Origin of the sequence: Streptomyces caatingaensis (genome assembly GCF_001187435.1) — a bacterium.
Lineage (GTDB): Bacteria > Actinomycetota > Actinomycetes > Streptomycetales > Streptomycetaceae > Streptomyces > Streptomyces caatingaensis.
The window spans coordinates 659,935-674,810 of record NZ_LFXA01000018.1; the positions used below are offsets into that span (position 1 = coordinate 659,935).

15 protein-coding genes are annotated in these 14,876 nt (G+C 75.0%); 7 read left to right on the forward strand and 8 right to left on the reverse strand.

Annotation, left to right across the window (positions count from 1 at the left end):
* The first annotated feature begins 161 nt into the window (after positions 1 to 161).
* The 5 genes from AC230_RS29660 (at position 162) to AC230_RS29680 (ending at position 5,698) form a co-directional block, all read left to right on the forward strand.
* A complete protein-coding gene (locus AC230_RS29660; RefSeq protein ID WP_049719402.1) occupies positions 162 to 1,832 on the forward strand; it encodes a sigma-70 family RNA polymerase sigma factor in 1,671 nt (556 codons plus the stop codon).
* A gap of 136 nt (positions 1,833 to 1,968) precedes the next feature.
* Positions 1,969 to 3,915, forward strand: coding sequence for an FUSC family protein (locus AC230_RS29665; protein WP_049719403.1), 1,947 nt, complete (start codon positions 1,969 to 1,971; stop codon positions 3,913 to 3,915).
* A complete protein-coding gene (locus tag AC230_RS29670) occupies positions 3,813 to 4,139 on the forward strand; it encodes a hypothetical protein (protein ID WP_049719404.1) in 327 nt (108 codons plus the stop codon). The genes AC230_RS29665 and AC230_RS29670 overlap by 103 nt, the downstream gene beginning before the upstream one ends.
* 44 nt (positions 4,140 to 4,183) lie before the next feature.
* Positions 4,184 to 4,966, forward strand: a complete 783-nt coding sequence (locus tag AC230_RS29675) for an alpha/beta fold hydrolase (protein WP_049719405.1) — start codon at positions 4,184 to 4,186, stop codon at positions 4,964 to 4,966.
* Between the two features lie 156 nt (positions 4,967 to 5,122).
* A complete protein-coding gene (locus AC230_RS29680; protein ID WP_241833403.1) occupies positions 5,123 to 5,698 on the forward strand; it encodes a nucleosidase in 576 nt (191 codons plus the stop codon).
* A gap of 149 nt (positions 5,699 to 5,847) precedes the next feature.
* Here AC230_RS29680 and AC230_RS29685 read toward each other — a convergent pair whose 3' ends face one another.
* The 5 genes from AC230_RS29685 to AC230_RS29705 all read right to left on the reverse strand — a co-directional run bounded on the left by AC230_RS29685 (position 5,848) and on the right by AC230_RS29705 (position 10,238).
* On the reverse strand, positions 5,848 to 6,318 hold the full coding sequence (locus AC230_RS29685) for a hypothetical protein (protein ID WP_049719406.1): 471 nt from the start codon (positions 6,316 to 6,318) through the stop codon (positions 5,848 to 5,850).
* Positions 6,315 to 6,755, reverse strand: coding sequence for a DUF1648 domain-containing protein (locus AC230_RS29690; protein WP_107082269.1), 441 nt, complete (start codon positions 6,753 to 6,755; stop codon positions 6,315 to 6,317). The genes AC230_RS29685 and AC230_RS29690 overlap by 4 nt, the downstream gene beginning before the upstream one ends.
* 89 nt (positions 6,756 to 6,844) lie before the next feature.
* Positions 6,845 to 7,588 carry a succinate dehydrogenase/fumarate reductase iron-sulfur subunit gene (locus tag AC230_RS29695; protein WP_049719408.1) on the reverse strand — a complete coding sequence of 248 codons (744 nt, stop codon included), beginning with the start codon at positions 7,586 to 7,588 and terminating at the stop codon, positions 6,845 to 6,847.
* Complete coding sequence (locus tag AC230_RS29700; protein ID WP_049719409.1) at positions 7,585 to 9,531, reverse strand: fumarate reductase/succinate dehydrogenase flavoprotein subunit; 1,947 nt, start codon at positions 9,529 to 9,531, stop codon at positions 7,585 to 7,587. Before AC230_RS29700 ends, AC230_RS29695 begins: the two co-directional genes overlap by 4 nt.
* 2 nt (positions 9,532 to 9,533) lie before the next feature.
* The gene (locus AC230_RS29705; protein WP_049719410.1) at positions 9,534 to 10,238 is read right to left on the reverse strand and encodes a succinate dehydrogenase cytochrome b subunit; all 705 of its coding nucleotides are present in this window, start codon (positions 10,236 to 10,238) and stop codon (positions 9,534 to 9,536) included.
* A gap of 97 nt (positions 10,239 to 10,335) precedes the next feature.
* Between AC230_RS29705 and AC230_RS29710 the strand changes: the two genes are divergently transcribed.
* Complete coding sequence (locus AC230_RS29710) at positions 10,336 to 11,217, forward strand: LysR family transcriptional regulator (RefSeq protein ID WP_049719411.1); 882 nt, start codon at positions 10,336 to 10,338, stop codon at positions 11,215 to 11,217.
* A gap of 11 nt (positions 11,218 to 11,228) precedes the next feature.
* Here the strand turns inward: AC230_RS29710 and AC230_RS29715 are convergent, their stop codons facing one another.
* A complete protein-coding gene (locus tag AC230_RS29715) occupies positions 11,229 to 12,461 on the reverse strand; it encodes a styrene monooxygenase/indole monooxygenase family protein (protein WP_049719412.1) in 1,233 nt (410 codons plus the stop codon).
* Between the two features lie 220 nt (positions 12,462 to 12,681).
* Between AC230_RS29715 and AC230_RS29720 the strand changes: the two genes are divergently transcribed.
* Positions 12,682 to 12,921 (forward strand): chaplin, encoded by a 240-nt coding sequence (locus AC230_RS29720; RefSeq protein ID WP_049719413.1) that lies wholly within the window; start codon positions 12,682 to 12,684, stop codon positions 12,919 to 12,921.
* A gap of 114 nt (positions 12,922 to 13,035) precedes the next feature.
* Here the strand turns inward: AC230_RS29720 and AC230_RS30485 are convergent, their stop codons facing one another.
* Together AC230_RS30485 and AC230_RS29730 are read right to left on the reverse strand one after the other, a co-directional pair.
* Positions 13,036 to 13,785, reverse strand: a complete 750-nt coding sequence (locus tag AC230_RS30485) for a helix-turn-helix transcriptional regulator (RefSeq protein ID WP_157868687.1) — start codon at positions 13,783 to 13,785, stop codon at positions 13,036 to 13,038.
* A gap of 333 nt (positions 13,786 to 14,118) precedes the next feature.
* A complete protein-coding gene (locus AC230_RS29730) occupies positions 14,119 to 14,844 on the reverse strand; it encodes a 4'-phosphopantetheinyl transferase family protein (protein WP_049719414.1) in 726 nt (241 codons plus the stop codon).
* Between the last annotated feature and the right edge of the window lie 32 nt (positions 14,845 to 14,876).

Consider the following 14,876-nt stretch of genomic DNA (forward strand, 5'->3'; position numbering starts at 1 on the left):
GGACGGTCCGGTTCCGGTGGGGGAGGGGCGGGGCCGGAGCGTACCCCCGCCCCGCCCGGCCCCAAATTTTCTGAATTTCTGTTATCCGGCCCCATGCCCTTCCATCTCCTAGGTGCCGGCCCACCGAGGCCGGCAGCCGAACGAAGAGAGGTGCACAAGGCGTGAGGACCGAGATCGACGCCGCCCGGATCGAGGCGGCGCGGGCCGGGGACACGGCGGCGCAGGACGAGCTCGTCGCCGCCTGCCTGCCGCTCGTCTACAACATCGTCGGCCGGGCCCTGGGCGGGCACGCGGACGTGGACGACGTCGTCCAGGAGACGATGCTCCGCGTCGTCAACGGCCTGGACGGCCTCCGCGACCCCGCGGGCTTCCGCTCCTGGCTGGTCGCCATCACCACCAACCAGATACGCGCGCACTGGCGCGAGCGGCTCCCCGAGACCCCGGACGGCGCCCGGCCGGCCGAAGTGCCCGACCCCGCTTCCGACTTCGTCGCCGTGACCATCGTCCGGCTCGGCCTGGAGGGCCAGCGCCGCGAGGTCGCCGAGGCGACCCGCTGGCTCGACGACGGGGAGCGCGAGGTCCTCTCGCTGTGGTGGCTGGAGGCCGCCGGCGAGCTGACCCGCGCCGAGGTCGCCACCGCGCTCGGCCTCACCCCGCAGCACACCGCCGTCCGCGTCCAGCGCATCAAGGAGCGGCTCGACACCGCCCGCGGGGTCGTCCGCGCCCTCGCCGCCTCCCCGCGCTGCCCCGAACTCACCGCCCTCGTCGCCCCCTGGGACGGCGTCCCCTCCGCCCTGTGGCGCAAGCGCGTCGCCCGCCACGCGCGGACCTGCGCGGCCTGCGGCGGCGCGTGGTCACAGCTCGTCCCCGCCGAGGGCCTCCTCGTCGGCCTCGGCCTCGTCCCCGTCACCGGCGCGCTCCTCGGCTGGTGGGGCCGCGGGGCGGTGCTGCGCACGGAGTCCGCGGCCGCCACCGCGCGGCCCGCGCCCGCGCCCGTCCGCACCGGCGGCCGCCGGGGGGCGCGCCGCCGGCCCGCGAAGGGCAAGCGGGTGGCGGCCGGCGCCGCCGTCCTCGCCGTCGTGGCCGGCGCGGCCGTGATCGGCGGATCGGACCTCTTCGGCGACGACCGCGCGGTGACCGAGCCGAGCACCCGGGCGGCGAGCGAGGCGGGCCGGGTGATGCCGCTGGGCGACCGCACGGCGACCCTCTCCGCCTCGCCGGGCAGCACCCCCTCCGCCTCCCCGGGCGGGGAGGACAAGGGGAAGGGGAAGGAGAAGGGCAAGGACAAGGACGGGGACAAGGGGGAGAGGACCCGCACCCCGGCCGCGCAGGACACCGTCAGGGCGGAGCGTTCGCGCCCCGCCCCCGCCACGGCCGGCCCCACCCCCTCGCCCGCCCGACCGACCGCCCGCCCCACCGTGCGGACCGCCCCCCGCCCCGACGGGGCCGGCGGCTCGCTGGAGCAGCAGGTCGCCGACCTCGTCAACGCCGAGCGCGCCAAGGCCGGTTGCTCACCCCTCACCACCAACGCGCAGCTCGCGCGCGCCGCCCGGGGGCACTCCGACGACATGGCGGCCCGCGGCTTCTTCGACCACACCAACCCCGACGGCAAGGGCCCCGGCGACCGCATCACGGCCGCCGGCTACCGGTGGACGACGTACGGCGAGAACATCGCCTACGGACAGCGGACCCCCGCCGCCGTCATGGACAGCTGGATGCACAGCTCCGGCCACCGCGCCAACATCCTCAACTGCTCCTTCGAGGAGATCGGCGTCGGCGTCAACCAGGCCCCGGGCGGCCCCCGCTGGACCCAGGTCTTCGGAGCCCGCTGAGGAAACGATCCCGCGCGAACGCCGCCGCGCCCCGGCCCCGGCCCGGCCGGCCGAACCGGCCGGCCGCCCGGGTTGCGGGGGTGAACGGGAGCGTTCAGGGTGACGGTGTGAGCCGTCACCGCCCCGCCGGCACCCCGTGATCCGGCCCGTCGCGTGGCTGCTGCGGCAGCCCGGCGGGCCGCAGGCCGCGCGCCGTGCCGTGTGGGTGGTCCTGGCCGGATGCCCCGGCTTCTCCGTCCTGAACTACGCCCTGCACCGGCAGACCATGGCGATGTTCGCCGTCTTCGGCGCCCTGCCGCTCGTCCTGTTCTGCACGCTTCCCGGCCCGCCGCGCTCGCGGGTCCGCGTCCTGCTCCTCACCCTCCCCGCCGGCCTCCTCGCCGTCACCGCCGGCACCCTCCTCGCCGCCCACGACTGGACCGCCGCCCTCGGCCTGTTCGCCGTCGGCTTCGCCGTCTCCTTCCTGGGCGCCGGCGGCCCCCGCCCCGCCGCCGTGGCCGCCGCGCTCCAGCTCTACTACGTGCTGCCCTGCTTCCCGCCCTACGTCCCCGGCCAGCTCGGCGACCGGCTGGCCGGCCTCACCCTCGGCTTCCTGCTGACCGGCACCGCGGACCTCCTGCTGTGGCGCGACCCGCCCCCCGTCCCCTACCGCACCTTCCTCGCCGACGCGACGGCCGCGACGGCGGAGTACTGCGCCGCCACCGCGCGCCTCCTCGACGGCGAGGGCGGCGCGGGCGGCCCGGGCGACGACGCCCCGGCCGCCGTCCGCGAGGCCGGACTGGCCACCGACCACGCCCTGGAGGCCACCCTCCTCTCCCGCGTCCCGCCCGACTCCCGCCCCGCCTCCGTCTCCCTGCGCGACCGCGGCCTCAACCACACCCGCGCCGCCGTCGGCCACGTCCGCACCCGGCTCGACGGCGTCGCCGTCGACGCCCACGAACCCGACGCGGACGCCGCCCGCCTCCTCCGCGTCTCCGCCGCCGGCCTCCGGCACACCGCCGAGGCCCTCCGCTCCGGCTCCCCGGCCCTCACCCGCGCCGACGACGAACTCGCCGACGCCCTCGTCGCGTTCGACACCGACCGCGCGCGGCGCCTCACCGGGGCACCCGCCCCCGAGCGGCTGCGCCAGGACGCCGCCGTCCGCGCCGTCGCCGAGGGCGTCCTCGTCGCCCGGCAGGCCGCCCGCATCGCCCTCGGCGACCGCCTCGACGCCCGGTGGCGCCGCACCGCCGGCCCGTTCGCCTACGCCACCGTCCCCTCCGCCGTCTGGTGGTGGCGCCGGCTGTCCGTCCACCTCACCCCGCGCTCCGTCCTCCTGCGCAACGCCCTGCGCATCGCCGTCGCCCTCGCCTGCGCCCGCCTGGTCGCGGGCGCGCTGAGCCTGCCGCACGGCTTCTGGGTGCTGCTCGCCACCCTCAGCCTGATGCGCACCTCCGCCGCCGACACCCGCGCCGCCCTGCTGCCCGCCTTCGCCGGCACCGCCCTCGGCGCCCTGGTCTCCGTCGGCCTGCTGGAGGCCGTCGGCCAACGCCCGCTCGTCTACGCCCTGCTGACGCCCGTCGTCTTCCTGCTCGGCTTCGGCTTCGCGCCCGTCGCCGGGCCGATGTGGACGCAGGCGGTCATGACCCTCACCTTCATGGTCCTCTTCGGACAGGTCGCCTACCCCGGCTGGGACCTGCCCGCCCTCCGCTTCGTCAACGTCGTCGTCGGCGGCCTCATCGGCGCCGCCGCCGCGCTGCTCGCCTGGCCGCGCGGCGCGTACGGGCAACTCCGCGACGACATCGGCGAGTTCCTCGTCCGCTCCGCCGCCGGCTGCCGGGCCGTCGCCGGACGGCTGTGCCACACCGGCCACGACGGTGCGGCGGACGTGCTGCTCCCCGCCCGCCGCGCCATGCTCCTCGCCCAGGCGACGCACCTGGAGTACAGCGGCGAGGCGCCGCGCGGCGGCACCGCTCCACCGACCCGCCCTGGGGCGCGTACATGCTCGCCGGGTACGCCGTCGTCACCGGCGGCACCCTCCTCCTCGGCCGCCACCGGGCCGACGCCCACGACCCGCCCCCGCCGGACGCGGCCGCCGAACTGACCGCGCTCGCCGAGCGGGTGGCCGGCGAGTGCGTCCGCTCCGCCAGGGCCCTCGACCGTCCCCGGGCGCCCGGCCCCCTCGCCGACCCCAACCCCGCGCACGCCTCCGGCCCCCTCCGCGTCGCCGAACGCACCTCCACCGCCGACCTCCTGCTCATCGCCGACGCGGAGGCGTGGCTGACGGCGGTGGCGCGGGACGCCGTGCGGGCGCGCGGCGCGGGCTGACGCCGCTTGACCCTGACACCGGTGTCAGGCTTTAGCGTCCGGTCATGACTTCTTCCGCTTCCTTCGGCCGGGTCGTCCGCGGCACCGGCCCCGGCCTCCTGCTCGCGCACGGCGCGGGCGGCGGCACCGACGCCAACTACGGCCCCCTCCTGGACGGTCTGGCCGCCCGCCGCACCGTCGTCGGCCCCGACTACCCCGGCACCGGCCGCACCCCGCGCGCCACCGCGCCCCTCACCCTGGACGGACTGGCGGACGGACTCGTGGCCGCCGCCGACGAGGAGGGCCTCGGGACGTTCGCCGTCAGCGGCTACTCCCTGGGCGCGGCCGTCGCCGTACGGATCGCCGCCCGGCACCCCGAGCGCGTCACCGGCCTCGTCCTCACCGCCGGCTTCGCCCGCCCCAACCCGCGCTTCCGCCTCGCGGCGCGGCTGTGGCGCGACCTGCTCGCCGAGGACGACGGGCACGCGAGGCTCGCCGCGTTCGTCTCCCTGCTCGGGACGGGGGCGCCGGCGCTGGACGCGCTGCCACAGGACGCCTTCGACGCGGCCCTCCGCGAGACGGCGGCGACCGTACCGCCGGGGACGGACGACCACGTGGACCTGTGCGAGCGGGTGGACGTCACGGCCGACCTGGCCGGGATCCGGGTGCCCACGCTGGTGATCTCCACCGCGTACGACACGCTCGTCACGCCGCACCTGCACCGGGAGCTGGCGGACGGCATCCCGGGCGCGCGGTGGGCCGGGCTGGAGAGCGGGCACCTGCCGTTCGCGGAGCGGCCGGGGGAGTGGCTGGAGCTGATCAACGGCTTTCTCGACCGGGTGCGTTGAGCGACGGTGCGGCACACCGTCCGCGCGTGCCTCCCGGGCCGAGGGGCGGGAGCGGACGGACTTCGACCGTGGACCGACGAGGCCGGCCGGTCGTCCGCCCGGCGTCCGTGACCAGGCCGCTCGGGGCGTGATCGCGCCCCTGCGATGATGGACCGCATGCGTCTCACCGGAACCATCACCCCCGACCGCCCGCTGCTCGTCCTGGCCGTCGAGGAGGAGGCCGCCCACCTCGACACCGGCCTGCCCGTCCTCCTCACCGGCATAGGCAAGGTCAACGCGGCGGCGTCGCTGGCGACGGTCCTGGCGCGCGGCGACCGTCCCTCCGCGATCCTCAACCTCGGCACGGCGGGCGCCCTGGCCCCCGGCTGGACGGGCACGCACGAGGTCGCCCAGGTCATCCAGCACGACATCGACACCCCCGTGCTGAAGGCCCTCACCGGCCGTTCGTACGGCGACGCGCTGGTCGTGCGCGACGGCGCCGGCCCGACGCTCGCCACGGGCGACCTCTTCGTCGCCGACGAGGCGGCCCGGGCCCGGCTGGCCGCGCACGCGCAGCTGGTGGACATGGAGGGCTACGCCCTCGTGTCGGTCGCCCGCCGCGCGGACGTCCCGATCCGCCTGATCAAGCACGTCAGCGACGAGGCCGGGGCCGGCGCCGGGCAGACCTGGCAGGAGTCGGTGGACGGCTGCGCGAAGGTGCTGGCGGAGTGGGTGCGCGACCAGGGCCTCTGAGACGGGCGGAGGCCCCGGGACGGGCAGGGTCTCCGGGACGGGCAGGGTTTCCGGGACGGGCAGGGTCTCCGGGACGGGCACGGTCTCCGGGACGGGCACGGTCTCGGAGGCGAACCGGCGGCAGCCGGGGCACCGGCTCCGCCGCGCGCTCAGTGCACCGGGCGGGCCGTCCGCAGGTAGTGCCCGATGAGGTCCGCACCCGTCCCGGCGTCGTCCACCGTCACCACGAACTGCGCCCCGCTGGTGAACTCCAGCCACAGCGCCTGCCCTTCGCGCAGCGACACGGCGCGCAGCCCCGGCCTCCAGCGGTAGCCCCAGCCCCCGATCTCCGCCGGCTTCGTCCAGCGCGCGGACGCGTAACGGATGCTGCGGAAGGCGAAGTTCCGGCGGAGGAACGGGGCCAGCACCGAGGCGACCGTCACACCGCGCGGGGAGACGGTCACCCGGACCGCGCCCGTGGCCAGGAACGCCGCCGCGCCGAGCAGCAGCCACAGGGCGACCTGCCGGTGCTCCGCGTCCAGCGCGGCGTCGGCGGTCAGCGCGAGCGCGAGGACGGCGCCGACCGCGAGCATCCACCCGCAGAACTGGCAGCGCCGCCACACCGACTTGATCGCACTCACGCCTTCCTCCTCGACAGGAGCCGGCTGCCGAGCACGACCGCGCCCCCGGCGGCCGGGGCGGCGGCGTACTGGTAGGCCGGTACGGACCCGTCGCCGGCGAGCAGCAGGGCGCACAGGAAGTACGTCGTGGTCACGGAGACCGCCCACGCCGCGACGAGCGTGGGCCGTACGGTCCGCTGCTCCTCGCGGGCCAGCGACGCGATCAGGAACAGCACCCCCTCGATCGCGTACACCACCAGGTTGCCCGCCGTCGCCCGCCCCGGGGACCCGTAGCCGTCCGCGCCGCCCGTGCCGAAGTGGGTCGGCACCCGGCTCGGGAGGTCGTCCCGGACGACGAAGTACACGACGACGGTGACGGCCAGCCCGGCGAAGAAGGGCACGACGGTCAGAGCGGCGAGACGTGCGGGGCTCAACTCGGTTCTGTCTGCTGTACGCATGCGCGTACCCCCACCCCCTATTGATCTGGTCGCGTCAATCTAGAGCAGACGGGGGTACCGGCCAAGGATCTGCGCCACAGGGCGGGGCGTCACCGCCGTTTCACCGAGGCCCGCAGGTACTCCCGGTTCATCGTCCCTATCGCCGACAGCGGGATCCCCTTCGGGCAGGCCACCGCGCACTCACCCGTGTTCGTGCACCCGCCGAAACCCTGCTCGTCCATCGCCGACACCATCCCCAGCACCCGGGACTCCCGCTCCGGCGCCCCCTGCGGCAGCACGTTCAGGTGCACCACCTTGGCCGAAGTGAACAGCATCGCCGACCCGTTGGGGCACGCCGCCACACACGCCCCGCACCCGATGCACTCCGCGTGCTCGAAGGCCAGGTCCGCCGCCTCCTTGGGCACGGGCGTCGCGTGCGCCTCGGGCGCCGCCCCGGTGGGGACGGAGACGTAGCCCCCCGCACCGATGATCCGGTCGAACGCCGACCGGTCGACGACCAGGTCCTTCACCACCGGGAACGCCGCGGCCCGCCACGGCTCGACGTCGATCACGTCGCCGTCCCGGAAGTGCCGCATGTGCAACTGACAGGTCGTCGTCCGCTCGGGGCCGTGCGCCTGCCCGTTGATGACCATGCCGCACGCGCCGCAGATCCCCTCCCGGCAGTCGTGGTCGAAGGCGACGGGTTCGTCACCGGCGAGGATGAGCTCCTCGTTCAGGTGGTCCAGCATCTCCAGGAACGACATGTCCTCGCTGATGCCGTCCACCTCGTAGGTGGTCATGGCGCCGGCCGAATCCGCGTCGCGCTGGCGCCAGATGCGCAGGGTGAGTTTCACGCGTAGCTCCGCTGTGTGGGGTGGACGTACTCGAAGCGCAGGTCTTCCTTGTGGAGGACGGGCGCGGTGCCCGTCCCCGTGAACTCCCAGGCCGCCGCGTACGCGAACTCCTCGTCCCTGCGCGCGGCCTCGCCGTCCGGCGTCTGGCTCTCCTCGCGGAAGTGGCCGCCGCAGGACTCGGTGCGGTGCAGGGCGTCGAGGCACATCAGCTCGGCGAGTTCGAGGTAGTCGACGATGCGGTTGGCCTTCTCCAGGGACTGGTTGAGCTCCTCGCCGGAGCCCGGCACCTTCACCCGGCGCCAGAACTCCGCGCGCAGCTCGGGGATGCGGCCGAGGGCCTTGCGCAGCCCGGCGTCCGAGCGCGCCATCCCGCATTCGTCCCACAGGAGTTCGCCGAGTTCGCGGTGGAAGGAGTCCGGCGTGCGGTCGCCGTCGACGGCGAGGAGGCGCTCCAGCCGGCCGGTGACCTCGGCGACGGCCTCGGCGACGGCGGGGTGGCCGGCCGGGACCTCGTCGTGCGGGTGCCGGGCGAGGTAGTCGTTGATGGTGGAGGGGAGGACGAAGTAGCCGTCGGCCAGGCCCTGCATCAGGGCGGAGGCGCCCAGCCGGTTGGCGCCGTGGTCGGAGAAGTTGGCCTCGCCGATCGCGAACAGGCCCGGAATCGTCGTCTGGAGGTCGTAGTCGACCCACAGCCCGCCCATCGTGTAGTGGATCGCCGGATAGATCCGCATCGGCACCTCGTACGGGTCCTCTGCGGTGATCCGCTCGTACATCTCGAAGAGGTTGCCGTACTTGGCCTCGACGGCCGCGCGCCCCATCCGCCGGATCGCGTCCGCGAAGTCGAGGTAGACGCCCTGGCCGCCGGGGCCGACGCCGCGTCCCTCGTCGCAGACGTTCTTCGCGGCGCGCGAGGCGATGTCGCGGGGGACGAGGTTGCCGAAGGACGGATAGATCCGCTCCAGGTAGTAGTCCCGCTCGTCCTCCGGGATGTCCGCCGGCGCACGGGTGTCGCCCTTCGCCTTCGGCACCCAGATGCGGCCGTCGTTCCGCAGCGACTCGCTCATCAGCGTCAGCTTCGACTGGTGGTCGCCGGAGCGCGGGATGCAGGTGGGGTGGATCTGGGTGAAACAGGGGTTGGCGAAGTACGCGCCGCGCCGGTGGGCCCGCCAGACGGCCGTGGCGTTGGAGTTCTTGGCGTTCGTCGACAGGTGGAAGACGTTGCCGTAGCCACCGCTCGCCAGGACCACGGCGTCGGCGAAGTAGGTGCCGACGGCGCCCGTGACCAGGTCGCGGGCGACGATCCCGCGCGCCCGCCCGTCGACGACGATCAGGTCGAGCATCTCGGTGCGCGGGTGCATCTCGACGGTGCCGGCGGCGATCTGCCGCGACAGCGCCTGGTACGCGCCGAGCAGCAGCTGCTGTCCCGTCTGGCCGCGCGCGTAGAACGTCCGCGAGACCTGGACGCCGCCGAACGACCGGGTGTCCAGCAGGCCGCCGTACTCGCGGGCGAACGGCACGCCCTGCGCCACGCACTGGTCGATGATCTCGACGGAGACCTGGGCGAGCCGGTGCACGTTGGACTCGCGGGCGCGGAAGTCGCCGCCCTTGACGGTGTCGTAGAAGAGCCGCTGGATCGAGTCGCCGTCGTTGCGGTAGTTCTTCGCGGCGTTGATGCCGCCCTGCGCGGCGATGGAGTGCGCGCGGCGCGGTGAGTCCTGGTAGCAGAACTGGACGACGCGGTAGCCCTGTTCGGCGAGCGTGGCCCCGGCCGAGCCGCCGGCCAGGCCCGTGCCCACGACGATGACCGTGTGCTTGCGGCGGTTGGCGGGGTTGACGAGCTTCGCCTCGAAGCGGCGGCGGTCCCAGCGCTCGGCGATCGGGCCGTCGGGGGCCTTGGTGTCGGCGACCGGGTCGCCGGTCCGGTAACGCGTGTACTCGGTCATGGTCAGCTCACGATTCCTGTCATGACGCCGATCGGGACGGCGACGAAGCCGAGGGTCAGCAGCGCGGCGAGCCCGTCGGCGGTGGCCTTGAACGCCCGGTCGCGGCGCGGGGAGTTGGCGCCCAGCGTCTGCGCGGCGCTCCAGAAGCCGTGGCGGATGTGCAGCCCGAGGGCGAGCATCGCGACGATGTAGACGACGTTCACGTACCAGCGGCCGAAGGACGCGACGAGGTTCTCGTACGGGTGCCCCTGCTGCGCGTTGGGGTTCACGGTGAGGGTGGTGAGGTCGAGGAGGTGCCAGACGAGGAACAGCCCGAGGACGACCCCGCCCCACCGCATGGTGCGCGTCGCATAGCTCGTACGGGCGCGCCGGCGCTCGTACCGGGCGGGGCGCGCGGCCAGGTCGCGGCGGCTGAGCTGGTACGCGGCGACGCCGTGCAGCACGACGGAGGCGGCGAGGACGGCGCGCACGATCCACAGGAACCACTCGTGGTGCAGGACCGGTCCGCCGAGCGTGCGCAGCCAGTGCGCGTACGCGTTGAACTCCCCGGCCCCGAAGAAGATCTTCAGATTGCCCAGCATGTGGGCGACCAGGTACGCCAGCATGACCAGACCGGTGACCGCCATGACCGCCTTCTTGCCGACGGTCGAGTGCCACACGAAGCCGATGAGGGACGGGGAGCGCTCCGTCCGGGTCGCCAGTGCCATGCGGACGACGCTAGGACGGGGCGGTTCGATGCGTCCAAGACATGAAGCCGCTGGTTTCCATAGCGTGCGCCTATCGCCGCTGCGTACCCTGGACGGAGTGCAACTACAGCAGCTCCGCTACTTCGCGACCGTCGCCGGCCTGCGGCACTTCACCCGCGCCGCCGAGGCGCTGCACGTCGCCCAGCCCTCGCTCTCCCAGCAGATCCGCGCCCTCGAACGCGAGCTGGGCGCCGACCTCTTCCACCGGGCGCGCGGCAACATCACGCTGACCGACGCCGGGGAGGCGCTGCTCCCGCTGGCCCGGCGGATCCTCGCCGACACGGAGACCGCGCGGCGCGAGGTGCAGGAGGTGGCCCAGCTGCGCCGGGGGCGGGTGCGGCTGGGGGCGCCGCCGAGTCTGTGCGCGAGCCTCGTGCCGGACGTGCTGCGCGCGTACCACGCCCGGTTCCCCGGGATCGAGCTCTTCGTCGACGAGGGCGGCTCCCAGGACCTCGTCCGCAGTCTGGCGGCCGGGGACCTGGACCTCGCCCTGATCATCACGCCGCTGGGCGTGGGCGCGCCGGCCCTGACCACCACCGAGCTGCTCAGGGAGGACCTGGTCGTCGTCTCGTCCCCCGCGGTGCCGACGCGCCGCCGCCGGATGCGCGTCGAGGACCTCCGCGGCCTCCCGATGGTCATGTTCCGCCGCGGCTACGACCTCCGTGAGATGACGATCGCCGCCTGCCGCGCGGCCGGCTTCGAGCTGTCCTTCACCGTCGAGGGCGGGGAGATGGACGCGGTCCTCGGCTTCGTCCGGGCGGGACTCGGCGTGGCCGTCGTGCCGGGAATGGTCGCGGCCCGCTCCGGCCTGCGGGTGACGCCGTTCGAGGGCGACCGCATGCGGCGCTCGATCGCGGTGGCGCACCGCAAGGACGCGCCCCCGCCGCGGGCGGCGCGGGAGTTGTGGGGGGTGCTGCTGGAGCACTTGGGGGGTGAGTGAGGGCCGCGCCCCTACCCCAGCGCGGCCAGGCACGCCGCCGCCCTGTCCGCGTCCAGCAGCCACTCCCGGTAACTGCCGGGCTCGGCGAAGCCGTTGACGTAGCGGTGCGCGAGGTCGGGCCGGCGGGCCGCCGCGTCGAGCACCGCCCGGACGTGCGGCGGCAACGGCCGCAGCACGGTGTTGGTGAAGGCCACCGAGTGCCGCGCCCGCTCCCACCAGTGCGCGAACGCCTCGTGCATCCACGCCCGGTCGAACGGCCCGTCCCCGCGCGCGAGCACGGCCCGCAGGTAGCGGTCGGCGCAGTGCGCCGCGTTGTTGGAGCCCTGCCCCGTGAGCGGGTCGTTGAGGACGACGGCGTCCGCCATGCCCAGGACGTACGAATCCGGCGCCACCTCGGCGACCGGGTGGCGCACGACGGGGGCGAAGGCCCCGGTCAGTACGGCCCCGTCGTCCGTCGGCACGGCCGCCGCGCACCGCTCGTACTCCCACGGCGCCCAGTCGCGCATCAGCTCCAGCGAGCGCTCCAGGGCCGCCGCCGGGCCGGGCCGGTCGCGCCACCGGTCGAAGGGGCCGCCTGGGACGGCCTCCCAGAGCAGCATCGTGCAGGGCCCGGAGAGGGTCAGACCGGGCACGAGCATCAGCTCGCCCACCCCGGGGCAGCCGGTCATCCGCATGTGCCGGGGCCGTTCGGGGTGCGGCGCCACGCCGTGCAGGCAGACGACGGCGAGGGCGCGCTGCGGGGCGGTGAGGGGGCTGTGCCGCTCGTCGCGGCCGAAGACCGTGCCGAGGTCGCCGCGCCCGGAGGCGATCAGCGTCAGGTCGTGGGCCGCGGCCAGCGCCGGCAGGCCGTCCGCCGTCACCGCGCGGTACTCGGTCCGGCCGCCCTCCTCCTCGAACAGCTCCAGCCAGCGGGCCGTCTTCAGCCGCAGGTCCACCGACTGGGCCGGTTCCTCCAGGTCGGCGGCGATGGTCCGGGCGGCCGTCCCCGGCGGGTCGGCGGTGGTCAGCCGCATGCCCTCGATCGAGGGGGCGTCGGCGTCCCACAGGTTCAGCCCGGCGGCCCGCTCCAGGGCGCGGGCCGGGCCGAACATCTGCTGCATGGAGAGCACCCGGCCGGAGCGGATCTCCTCCGGGCGGCGGTCGGAGACCAGCAGCACGTCGTACTCCCCGGGCGCGGCCCGGCGGAGCCCGAGGGCCAGGTGCAGACCCGCCTGGCCCGCGCCGACGATCGCGATCATGCGCATCGTTGCCTCCCGCACCGATCGGTCCCACGTCCCTTGTAGCGGTGCGGCGCGGCGGCTGTACAGACGGCATCCGGATGCCCCGGCGGGCCCGGTGACCGTGCTCCGTCACCCGTCCGCCGCACGGACGGAAACCTTATGGGGCATCGGGCGTTGATCCGGGCTCCGGCCTCCTACGGCCGTGAGTTCGACCCTGTCAGACCGAACAAAGGTGTCACCCCCCATGTCACGAATCGCCAAGGCAGCCGTCCTCACCGCCACCGTGGGCGCCACTCTTGCCGGCGTCACTGGCACCGCTCTCGCCGACGCCGACGCGAAGGGGGCCGCGGTCGGCTCCCCGGGTGTCGTCTCCGGGAACGTGATCCAGATCCCGGTCCACCTCCCGATCAACCTCTGCGGCAACACCATCGACATCGTCGGCCTGCTGAACGCGGCGAGCGGAAACGTCTGCATCAGCAAGTGACCCGTTCGCTTCCGAGGCCGGAAGCCACTGCGGGGCCGTCCCTCCCGGGCGGCCCCGCAGTGCTGTGTGCCCTCCGTGTCCCCCGCGCCCGGTGCGCCGAGGGCACCGGCCGGGTCAGCGGAGGGGGCCGCAGCTGCTCAGCAGCCCCAGCTCCATCGCCCGCACCCCGGCCTGGAAGCGCGAGGTGACGCCCAGGACGCGGAGGATCTCGGCCGCGTGGCGCCGGTAGGTCCGTACGGAGATGGACAGTTCGCGGGCGGCGGCCGTGTCGGTGTCGCCGGTGCACATCTGCCGCAGCACCCGGTAGGCGCCCTCGGAGAGCTCGAAGGCGGGGTCGCCGCGCGGCCCGTCGGCGGGCACGGCCGTCCGCCACACCCCCGAGAACAGCGCCTGGAGCGTCCCGACCACGTCGGGGGCGTGCACCAGCGAGGCCCGCCGGCCGCTCGGGCCGCCCGAACGCACCAGCGCGGACCGGCCGTTGACGATGACGACCTCGGGTATCGGGGTGTCGGTCACCCGTAACCGCGCGGTGCACTCGGGGTCGGGCGCCAGATCGCGCGCCGTCCCGCCCGCCGGGGCGGCGGTGGTGCGCAGCAGCCGCAGCTCGGCGATCCGGTCCGCGCGCAGGAGCCGCAGCAGGGCCGCACACATCTGCCGCGCCTCGGCCGGGCGCCCCGGCAGGACGACGTCCACCGCGGCCCCGGACTTGCCGACGAGGCCGCCGAGCGAGGCGAGGAAGGCGGGGCCGTCCGGGTCGATGCCGGTGAACCCCCCGCCCGGGGCGGCCTCCTGGGCGGCGAAACCTTTCGCGTACGGGTCGGCGGCGACGGTCCCGCCGCCGGATCCGCCGGCGGTCCCGCTCATGGGGCCGCCCATGGATCCGCCCACGGGTCCGCTCAGGGGCTCGCTCCTGGGCCCGCGTACGCGGTCGCGGACGGAGCCGCGGGCGGCAACCCGCGCCGGGCCCTGCCCGGTGACCCCGGTGGCCGGTTCCGGCGGGAACGGCCGGGTCGATAATTCGTCACGTGTCCGAAGGTGAGACACGCAGCACCCCCCGTGCTTGTGTAGCTGCTCGAACCACAGTCTCGAACCACAGTGCGGCCCAGCTTAGGAGGGGACGGCCGGATCACGGAACAGTTCACGGGATGGTGGTGAATCGTTCCGCTGCGCGGCCGGCCGCCACCGCCGGCCGTCCGGTCAGGCCCCGGACGGGCTGTGGGCGTACGCCGCTTCGTCCCGCTCCTCGTCCGGCGCGGGCCCGAGCGGCAGCGCTATCGCCGTCACCACCAGGCCGTTGCCCACCGTCCAGCGGCCGGCGAAGCCGCCGAGCCGGCGGCCGCCGACGACCGGGCCGGGCACCAGCAGCCGGGCCGTGAAGGTCCCCGCGACCGGGTCGACGGACAGCTCCGCCTCGTCGAAGTCCAGCTCCAGACCGGTCAGCGGGTACCAGGTCTTGAACACGCTCTCCTTGGCGCTGAACAGCAGCCGGTCCCAGTGCACCGCGGGGTGGGCGGCCGAGAGCGCGGCGATCCACTCCTTCTCGGCGTCCAGCGCGACGGTGTCCAGCACCCCGTCCGGCAGCGGACCGTTGGGCTCGGCGTCTATGCCGATGGACGCCAGGTCGTCCGCGCGCGCCACGACGGCGGCCCGGTAGCCCTGACAGTGCGTCATGGACCCGACCACGCCGTCCGGCCACCGCGGCGCCCCGCGCTTGCTGGAGAGCAGGGGGACGGGCGCGTACCCGAGCCGGCCCAGCGCTTTGCGCGCGCACACGCGCACGGTGGCGTACTCGCGCTGCCGGCGCGGCACGGCCCGGGCGATGCGCGCCGCCTCCTCGGGGAAGAGGACGCTCGCGGGGTCGTCGGTGGCGTCGGTGAAGGTGTCCTCGGCGACGGCGCCGGAGGGCAGCAGTTCCTCGATCATGCGTCGTTCGTTCCTTGTCCCCAGTCCCACAG

Coding starts and splice junctions, on each gene's coding strand:
- AC230_RS29670 (WP_049719404.1), top strand. CDS start 3,813: ATGCTCGCCGGGTACGCCGTCGTCACCGGCGGCACCCTCCTCCTCGGC.
- AC230_RS29675 (WP_049719405.1), top strand. CDS start 4,184: ATGACTTCTTCCGCTTCCTTCGGCCGGGTCGTCCGCGGCACCGGCCCC.
- AC230_RS29680 (WP_241833403.1), top strand. CDS start 5,123: ATGCGTCTCACCGGAACCATCACCCCCGACCGCCCGCTGCTCGTCCTG.
- AC230_RS29690 (WP_107082269.1), bottom strand. CDS start 6,755: ATGCGTACAGCAGACAGAACCGAGTTGAGCCCCGCACGTCTCGCCGCT.
- AC230_RS29700 (WP_049719409.1), bottom strand. CDS start 9,531: ATGACCGAGTACACGCGTTACCGGACCGGCGACCCGGTCGCCGACACC.
- AC230_RS29705 (WP_049719410.1), bottom strand. CDS start 10,238: ATGGCACTGGCGACCCGGACGGAGCGCTCCCCGTCCCTCATCGGCTTC.
- AC230_RS29715 (WP_049719412.1), bottom strand. CDS start 12,461: ATGCGCATGATCGCGATCGTCGGCGCGGGCCAGGCGGGTCTGCACCTG.
- AC230_RS29720 (WP_049719413.1), top strand. CDS start 12,682: ATGTCACGAATCGCCAAGGCAGCCGTCCTCACCGCCACCGTGGGCGCC.
- AC230_RS30485 (WP_157868687.1), bottom strand. CDS start 13,785: ATGAGCGGGACCGCCGGCGGATCCGGCGGCGGGACCGTCGCCGCCGAC.
- AC230_RS29730 (WP_049719414.1), bottom strand. CDS start 14,844: ATGATCGAGGAACTGCTGCCCTCCGGCGCCGTCGCCGAGGACACCTTC.